Source organism: Streptomyces sp. NPDC054770 (genome assembly GCF_053611985.1).
This window is the reverse complement of the sequence record NZ_JBSHBL010000002.1, coordinates 272,419-280,668: the sequence shown is the minus strand read 5'-3', so window position 1 is coordinate 280,668 and position 8,250 is coordinate 272,419. Positions and strand designations below refer to the sequence as shown.

Below are 8,250 nucleotides of genomic sequence, written 5' to 3'. Positions count from 1 at the left end.
TGCCACAGCCCGTACTCGACCCGGTGGAACCCGGCGAAGTCCTGGTCGGCGACGCCGCCCGGGAGGCCGTCGGCGCGGCCGTTGATCTTCTTGTCGAAGTCCTCGAAGGTGCCGTAGGCGGCGCCGAGGGAGGAGTAGGTGAGGTGGGCGGTCAGCCAGTCGGTGCGGGCCTGGGCGAGGTGGTTGCCCGCGATGTCGGCGTCGAGCGTGCGGGTCTGCGCGACGAGGGTGGCAAGTCCCTGCTCGACGTACGCCTTGTACGCCTTCAGCGGCGCCGCGAGGTCGTTCTCGGAGACCGGTACGACCGCCTTGGCGCTGCCGGTGCCGCCGCTGACGGTGACCGAGCCGGAGGTGACGGCCTTGCCGCTGGAGGGGACACAGCGCCAGGCGTAGGTGCCGCCGGTCACCGTGGCGACCAGATCGCGGGTGGTGCCGGGGGCGATGCCCTCGACCTCGCCGTAGACCGCGTTGCTGCTCGGGTCGATCAGATACACCTCGGCGGTCTTGCTGCCGGTGTTCTGCATCTGGAAGGTCTGCCGGCCCGGCTTCGGCGCGGTGAAGCCCTTGCCGCACTCGGTCTCGGAGACGGCGACGGTCTGCCCGCCGCTCGGCTTGGGCCGCGCCAGGCCGACGACGAGCCCGGCGGCCACGGCGGGGACGGCGACCACGGCGACCGGAACCACCCAGGCAGGACGCCGACGCGATCCCCCCACGGGCTCCGGGCCGGGTTCCGGCCGGTCCGCGGCAGGTTCCGGTCGGTCCGCGGCGGGCTGCGGCTCCGGCTCCGACCGGTCGGCGGGCGCCGTCGGCTCGGGCTGCCCGGCGGCCGGCTTCGGCGTACCGGTACGTACTCCGCGCACGAACAGGGTCATCACCACGGCGAGATAGCCGACGTACCCGATCACCTGGAGCCAGGTCATCGCCGGCGTGATGTTGAGGACGCCCTGGAGGAGGGTGCTGTACCAGGAACCCGCGTCGATGTGGCCGCTGAGGTCGAAGACGTATGCCGTGTTGCCCGGGAAGACGCCGCCCTCCTGGAGGTCGCGCAGTCCGTAGCCGAGGACGCCGGCCGCGATCACGATCAGGACGGCGCCCGTGTAGGTGAAGAACCTCGTGAGGTTGATCTTCAGCACCCGCCGGTACAGGCCCCAGCAGAGGCCGGCCGCCAGGACCAGGCCGATACCGGCGCCGGTCAGGGGGCCCGCGGACTCGCCGGCCGCCCGGGCGGTGGTCCACAGGAACAGCGCGGTCTCCAGGCCCTCGCGGCCGACCGCGAGGAACGAGGTCAGGACCAGCACGCCCGAGCCCATGGCCAGAGCGCCGGTGACCTTGTCCTTGAGCTCGCCGGCAAGGCCGCGGGCCGAGCGGCGCATCCAGAAGACCATCGCGGTGACGAAGGCGACCGCGATCACGCTGAGGGTGCCGCCGAAGGCCTCCTGGGCGGTCGCGGAGAGGGAGGCGGCGGTGAAGGTGAGGACCGCACCGAAGCTCAGGGCCAGCGCGATCGCGGCCAGCACCCCCGTCCACACCTGCGACAGCCGGTTCCTGGCCCCGGCCCGCACCAGCGTGGCGACGAGGATCGAGACGATCAGCCCGGCCTCGAGACCTTCCCTCAGCCCGATCAGGAAACTAGGAAACGCGTCGTCCCACATCCGTCGCAGCCCTCCCCGGCAGGCCCGTCCCCGCCCCTTGGCTCGAACTTAGTGAAGGCATGCCTTACTCCGCCGACCATGATGACTACACCCATGTAGTCAGTCGGTCATGAACTGGCAATGGTGCGGCAAAAGCCGCGACCGGACACGGGCGAACCCGAACCGGAAGCCCGGCGGGGGGACCATCGTCTACATTCGGGTAGACCGTCTACACATTCGTAGTCACCGCTCGGGTGCCACTGCACCGCTCCCCACCGAAAGGGCCGTCGTCGGCGTCATGGACCGCAAGAGGACCGCGGAGTTCGCGGGGAGTGTCGCGTTCGGTGCCTGGGCGGCGTTCGCGGTGCTGGCCCTGGTCGTGACCGGCCGCCATGGCGCCCCGCTCGGCCCGGACCGCACCCTGCTGGCCTGGTCCCTCGGTCATCGGCCGGACGTGGCGGTGGCCGTGGCCCGCGGGATCACCGCGACCGGCACCGGGGTCGTGCCGTACGCCCTGGTCGTGGCGGCCGGGGTGGCCGTGGGCCGCACCCGGCGGCAGCGGCTGGTCGCCGCGCTGCTCGGCGCGGGCTGCCTGGCCCTGGGCCAGACGGCCCGGCGCGCCGTGCTGGAGCTGGTCGCCCGGCCCCGGCCGCCGCAGGCCGACTGGCAGACCTCGGCCTCCGGGTGGTCGTTCCCCTCCGGCCACACCACCACGGCCGCGCTGGCCGCCGGTCTCGTGATCCTCGCGATCTGGACCAGGGCCCCGAGCGGCCGTACGGCGTGGTGCGCGGCCGTCGCCTGCTGGGGACCGGCCGTCGGAGCCACCCGGGTCTACCTCGGCGTGCACTGGAGCACCGACGTGATCGGCGGCTGGCTGTTCGCGGCCGGGTGGCTCGGCGTCTGCGCCTGCGTGGCGGTCCGCTGGGTTCCCAGGACGTGGGCGCGGGACGGCGTACCGGAGACACCGGTGGCCGCGCCGTGAGCCAGGAGGGTCACAGCGCCCGGCGCCGGAGCAGCAGCCCCAGCACCAGGAGGCCCGGCAGCAGCGGCAGCCACACGGTCAGCAGCCGGTAGCCGAGCACGGCGGAGGCCGCCGCGGCGGCCGGGGTTCCGGAGGCGGTGAGGGCGAGCGCGAGGGCCGCGTCGAGCGAGCCGAAGCCGCCCGGGGTGGGCAGCAGTGCGGCGGCGCCGCTGGCGGCGAGGTAGAGCAGCGCCACCCGGGCCGGGGGCAGCGGCAGTCCGACGGCCCGGGTCACGGCGATGAGGACCAGCGCGTGCAGCCCGACGAAGGCCAGCGAACCGCCCCACAGCGCCACCGCCCGGACCGGACGGGCGTGCAGGGCCCGGATGTCGGCGGCCACGGCGCCCACCGCGCCCCGGCAGCGGGACCACACCCGGACCCCGAGCGGCACGGCGACCAGGACGGCCACGGCGGTCCCGGCGAGGAGCGCGGCGACGGACACGCGCGGGATCCGCAGCAGCCCCGGGCAGGCCGGGGCGAGCGCGGCGATGAGGGCCAGCCGGACCACCGCGCCGGCCGCCGCCTTGACCGCCAGGGCCGAGGCACCGCGGACCGCCGGCAGTCCGCAGCGCATCAGGAACCGCAGGTTCACCGCGCCCGCGCCGAGCCCGGCGGGCAGCACGTGGTTGGCGGCCGAGGCGGCGAACTGCGCCGCGACCAGCCGTCCGCCGGGCAATCGGTGGGTGACCGCGCCCTGCTGGGCGAGCGCGGATGACGCCCAGGTGCCGACCGCCGCCACGGCCGCCAGCAGCAGCCATCCCTGGTCGGCGACGGCGAGCCGGACCGCCCCGTGCGCCACGGTCTGCCAGTGCCGCCGGACCAGCCAGCCCGCGCCGAGCAGCAGCACGAGGCAGGCACCGCTCTGCCAGTAGAGTCCCCGGCGGCCCGGCACGGGCGTGGCGTTCACGTTCGGGACCATCGAGGCACCCACCCCTGTTCCCCTGCGGTGCGCAGGACCCTCATGGGCTTCAGGGACAAACACTGACAAATTAACCGGACTTACCGGCGGAGGCAGCGCGGGTACGTCCATACGAACGGCGGCACTACAACCTGTAAGGTTGTGCCATGGCTGGCACAGGGTCCCGCGGCAGGGCGGAGCGGCGCAGCGCCGGAGAGCTGGAGAGCGAGGTCCTGGCGGCCCTGTGGGCGACCGAACGGCCGCTGACCCCGGCGGAGATCCAGACCGAGATCGGCGGCGGGCTCGCGTACAACACGGTGCACACGATCCTGAAGCGGCTGTACGACAAAGGGCTGGTGCTGCGGGACGCGGACGGGCGGCGCGGCGCGTACCGGCCGGCGAAGAACGCGGCCGAGCTGACCGCCGAGGCCATGCACGAGGCCCTGGACCGGGGCCCGGACCCGATCGCCGCGCTCCAGCAGTTCGTGTCCGGGCTGAGCCCGGAGGAGGAGCGGGCGCTGCGGAACCTGTTCGCCGGAGGCGGCGCATGAGGTTCGACGTCTACACCCCGCTGCTGGTCTCCCTGCTGCTGCCGCTGGTCAGCCCGGTGATCGGCCGCCGCGTCGCGCCGGCGCTGGCGGCGCGCGTGCTGACCTGTGCCGCCGCGCTGACCGCCGCCGCGACGACCTGGTCGCTGATCCTGCTGACGACTGCCCTGCTGGGCGACGCCCCGCCGGTGGTCCGGGAGGCCCACCAGGACGGGCGCCCGCTGGCCGACCCGGTGCCCGAGGTGATCGGCGTAGCCGCGTGGCTGGCGCTGGCCGTGGTGGTCTGGCGGGTGCAGCGGGCGGTGCGGGCCGAGCGGCGCACCCGGCGGGCGCTGCGGCGGCTGTGCGAGGGGCATCCGCGGGACACCGAACTGGTGGTGGCCGCCTGCGAGGTGCCGCAGGCGTTCGCGATCCCGGGGCGGCCGGGCCGCATCCTGGTCACCTCGGCGATGCTGGGTGCGCTGGCACCGGCGGAGCGGCGGGTGCTGCTGGCCCACGAGCGGGCCCATCTGCGGCACCGGCACGGCCGCCTGGTGACGGCGGTGACGCTCGCCGCGGCCGCCAATCCGCTGCTCGGCCCGGTCCGTTCGGCGGTGACGTTCCTCGTGGAGCGGTGGGCGGACGAGCAGGCGGCGACCGCGGTCGGGGACCGCGGCACCACCGCCCGGGCGCTGGCCCGGGCGGCACTCAGCGCGGGCCGCGCCGCGCGCCCCGCCTGCGCCCTCAACTTCACCGACCGCGCGGTCACCCGCCGCATCGCGGCGCTGCAGACGACCCCGCCGCCGTACCTCTGGCCGGCCGCGGCGGCCGTCCTCGCCCTGGGCGCCCTGGCAGCACTGTTCGCGGCGGACGCGACGAGCGATCTGGTGACCTTGCTGATAAACGCCCTCACGTAAGGCGCCCTTCAGGGGCGCGGGGCTGTATCGATTTGCGGCTGCCGCCGCGTGGGCGCGACCAGCCACGACGGCGCCGCGGACAACCGATTGCGCCGTAAGGGTCCGGATGTGTTGCGAAGTGCCGGTTGAGTGTGGCTGATCGCGCAGTTCCCCGCGCCCCAAGAAAGCTATCGCTCAGGTCGGCCGATTCGGTGCCCTGTGCAGTGGCTGGCCCGGTTCCGGGCCCGGCCTGGTCGGCGGTACCGCCCGTACCGCCGGGCTCTCCGTGCCGACCGTCACCGGCTCTCCGTGGTGGTACACCGTGAGCGGCGGGCCGTCGATCAAGGTGTACGTCGCCTTGTCGGCGCCGATCTCCACCCGCAGCCTGCTGTCGCGCAGTTGCAGGCTGAAGGCCAGCCGACGCAGACGCTCCGGCAGCCGGGGGGCGAAGCGGGCGCCGTCGTCGTAGTGGCGCAGCCCGCCGAAGCCGGCCACCAGTGCCATCCAGGTGCCGGCGAGGGAGGCGATGTGCAGTCCGTCGCGGGTGTTGTGCTCCAGGTCGTCGAGGTCCATCAGCGCGGCCTCGGCCGTGTAGGCGTGGGCGAGCGTCAGGTGCCCGGCCTGGGCTGCGACGACGGCCTGGCAGCAGGCGGACAGCGAGGAGTCGCGGACCGTCAGCGGCTCGTAGTAGGCGAAGTTGCGGGCGATCTGCTCCTCGTCGAAGTACGCCTCGCAGGTGTACATCGCCAGCACCAGGTCGGCCTGCTTGACGACCTGTTTGCGGTAGAGGTCGAAGTAGGGGAAGTTCAGCAGCAGCGGGTACTGCTCGGGGCGGGTGTTCTCGAAGTCCCAGCGCTGGTAGCGGGTGAACCCGGCGTGCTGCTCGTGGACGCCGAGTTCGTGGTTGTAGGGGATGTGCACGGACTCGGCGGCGTCCCGCCAGGCCGCGCTCTCCTCCGCGTCGACGCCGAGCCGGGCCGCCTGCCCCGGGTGGCGTTCGACGGCGTCGGCGGCGGCCAGCAGGTTCCCCCGGGCCATCAGGTTGGTGTACGTGTTGTCGTCGGCGACCGCGCTGTACTCGTCGGGGCCGGTGACGCCGTCGATGTGGAAGGCGCCGCGGCTGTCGTGGTGGCCGAGCGAGCGCCACAGGCGGGCGGTCTCCACGAGCAGTTCGACGCCGGTGTCCCGTTCGAAGTCGGTGTCGCCGGTGGCGGCGACATAGCGGACCACCGCGTCGGCGACGTCGGCGTTGACGTGGAAGGCGGCGGTGCCGGCCGGCCAGTAGGCCGAGCCCTCCGAGCCGGCGATGGTCCGCCAGGGGAACGCGGCCCCGTCCAGACCGAGCTGGGCGGCGCGTTCGCGGGCGGCCGGCAGGGTGTTGTGCCGCCAGCGCAGCGCCTCGGCGACGGCGCCGGGGGCGGTGTGGGTGAGGACGGGCAGCACGAACATCTCGGTGTCCCAGAAGGCGTGCCCGTCGTACCCGGAGCCGGTGAGGCCCTTGGCGGGTATCGCCCGCTGTTCGGCGCGGGCGCCCGCCTGGAGCACGTGGAAGAGGGCGAAGCGGACGGCCTGCTGGACCTCCTCGTCGCCGTCCACCTCCAGGTCGGCGCGGGACCAGAAGTCGTCCAGGTAGTCGCGCTGGTCGTCGGCGAGCCCCTGCCAGCCCTCGTGGGCGGCGGCCGCGAGCGCCGCGTCCACCTGGTCGGCCATGGCGGGCAGCGAGCGCACCCCGGACCAGCCGTGCGCGACGAACTTCTCCACCCGCAGCCGCTGCCCGGGCTCCAGCACGGAGGTGACGGTCAGCCGGGCCACGTCCACACCGCTCTCGGCGCGGGCCTCGGTCCGCTCGGGACCGGAGACCGTGTGGTCGGCGGCGACCGCGACCCGCAGTCCGCTGCGCCGGGTGCGGTGCACCATGCGCAGCCGGTGCCCGGAGGCGAAGTTGTCCTCCTGCTCCAGCACCGAGTCCAACGCCACCGCGGTGCGCGGATCGCCGTTGGACCCGGGCAGCTGCTCGTTGGCGACCAGCTCGGACTGGACCACGATCCGGCAGCGCCGGTCGACCGCCTCCACCTCGTAGGAGACGGCGGCGATCGCCCGCTGGGTCAGCGACACCAGCCGGGTCGCACGCACCCGTACGGTGGAGCCGGCCGGCGAGGTCCATTCGCAGGTCCGCTCCAGGACGCCCCGGCGCAGGTCGAGGACCCGCTCATGGGTGACGAGCCGGCCGTAGCGCAGGTCGAAGGGCTCGTCGTCGACCAGCAGCCGCAGGATCTTGCCGTTGGTGATGTTGATGACCGTCTGCCCGGATTCGGGGTAGCCGTAGCCGGCCTCGGCGTAGGGCAGCGGGTGCACCTCGTGCACGCCGTTGAGGTAGCTGCCCGGCAGGCCGTGCGGTTCGCCCTCGTCGAGGTTGCCGCGCCAGCCGACATGCCCGTTGGAGAGCGCGAACACCGACTCGCTCTGCGCGAGCACGTCCAGGTTGAGCGCGGTCTCGCGGACCGTCCAGGGTTCCACGACGTACGCCCGGTGCGTGATCACTGCTTGCCTCCCAGCTCGGCGAGGTCCTTCACGACCGTGTCCGCGCCGTGTGTGTACAGGGCGTCCGTCTGGCCCACTCGGTCCACGCCGACGACGTACCCGAAACGGCCCGCGCGACCCGCGTCCATCCCGGCCAGGGCGTCCTCGAAGACGGCGGCATGGGCGGGTTCGACGCCCAGGTCACGGGCGGCGGCCAGGAAGGTGTCCGGGTGCGGCTTTCCGGGCAGCCGGCGCTCGGCGGCCACGACCCCGTCCATGCGGACGTCGAAGAAGTGCTCGGCGCCGATCGAGCGCAGTACGTCACGGCAGTTGGCGCTGGAGGAGACGATCGCCGTGCGCAGCCCCTGCGCGCGGACCGCCTCCAGGTAGCGCAGGGTGCCGTCGTAGGCCTCGACCCCCTGGGTGCGGATCTTCTCCAGCAGCAGTTCGTTCTTGCGGTTGCCGAGGCCGTGCACGGTCGGGGCGTCCGGTGGGTCGTCGGGGGTGCCCTCGGGCAGGTGGATGCCCCGGGAGTCGAGGAAGGCGCGGACCCCGTCGGCGCGGGGGCGTCCGTCGACGTACTCGTCGTAGTCGGCGACCGCGTCGAAGGGCCGCTGTCCGTCGCGGCCGTGCAGGAAGGCGTCGAAGGTCTCCTTCCAGGCCGCGGCGTGCACGACGGCGGTCTTGGTGACGACCCCGTCGAGATCGAAGAGACAGGCCTGGATGGTCTCGGGCAGACCGAGTGCAGTCATGACCC

General features: G+C 73.7%; 7 protein-coding genes. 3 read left to right on the top strand and 4 right to left on the bottom strand.

Going from position 1 to position 8,250, the window contains the following annotated elements; translation table 11 throughout:
• Positions 1-1,652, bottom strand: a 1,652-nt coding sequence (gene efeU / locus ACWGKQ_RS03820; RefSeq protein ID WP_453290243.1) for an iron uptake transporter permease EfeU, incomplete at its 3' end; no start/stop codon positions are given.
• A 277-nt stretch (positions 1,653-1,929) separates the two neighbouring features.
• Between efeU and ACWGKQ_RS03815 the strand changes: the two genes are divergently transcribed.
• Entirely contained in the window at positions 1,930-2,613 is a 684-nt protein-coding gene (locus ACWGKQ_RS03815) for a phosphatase PAP2 family protein (protein ID WP_453290242.1), read from the top strand.
• Between the two features lie 10 nt (positions 2,614-2,623).
• Here the strand turns inward: ACWGKQ_RS03815 and ACWGKQ_RS03810 are convergent, their stop codons facing one another.
• Positions 2,624-3,571, bottom strand: coding sequence for a lysylphosphatidylglycerol synthase domain-containing protein (locus tag ACWGKQ_RS03810; RefSeq protein WP_453290241.1), 948 nt, complete (start codon positions 3,569-3,571; stop codon positions 2,624-2,626).
• Between the two features lie 146 nt (positions 3,572-3,717).
• Between ACWGKQ_RS03810 and ACWGKQ_RS03805 the strand changes: the two genes are divergently transcribed.
• Together ACWGKQ_RS03805 and ACWGKQ_RS03800 are read left to right on the top strand one after the other, a co-directional pair.
• The gene (locus tag ACWGKQ_RS03805) at positions 3,718-4,101 is read left to right on the top strand and encodes a BlaI/MecI/CopY family transcriptional regulator (protein ID WP_217544993.1); all 384 of its coding nucleotides are present in this window, start codon (positions 3,718-3,720) and stop codon (positions 4,099-4,101) included.
• Complete coding sequence (locus ACWGKQ_RS03800; RefSeq protein ID WP_453290240.1) at positions 4,098-4,994, top strand: M56 family metallopeptidase; 897 nt, start codon at positions 4,098-4,100, stop codon at positions 4,992-4,994. Before ACWGKQ_RS03805 ends, ACWGKQ_RS03800 begins: the two co-directional genes overlap by 4 nt.
• 174 nt (positions 4,995-5,168) lie before the next feature.
• On the opposite strand, the gene ACWGKQ_RS03795 is transcribed toward ACWGKQ_RS03800, so the two are convergent.
• A complete protein-coding gene (locus ACWGKQ_RS03795) occupies positions 5,169-7,514 on the bottom strand; it encodes a glycoside hydrolase family 65 protein (protein WP_453290239.1) in 2,346 nt (781 codons plus the stop codon).
• A complete protein-coding gene (locus ACWGKQ_RS03790) occupies positions 7,511-8,245 on the bottom strand; it encodes a beta-phosphoglucomutase family hydrolase (RefSeq protein WP_453290238.1) in 735 nt (244 codons plus the stop codon). The genes ACWGKQ_RS03795 and ACWGKQ_RS03790 overlap by 4 nt, the downstream gene beginning before the upstream one ends.
• Positions 8,246-8,250: the final 5 nt, after the last annotated feature.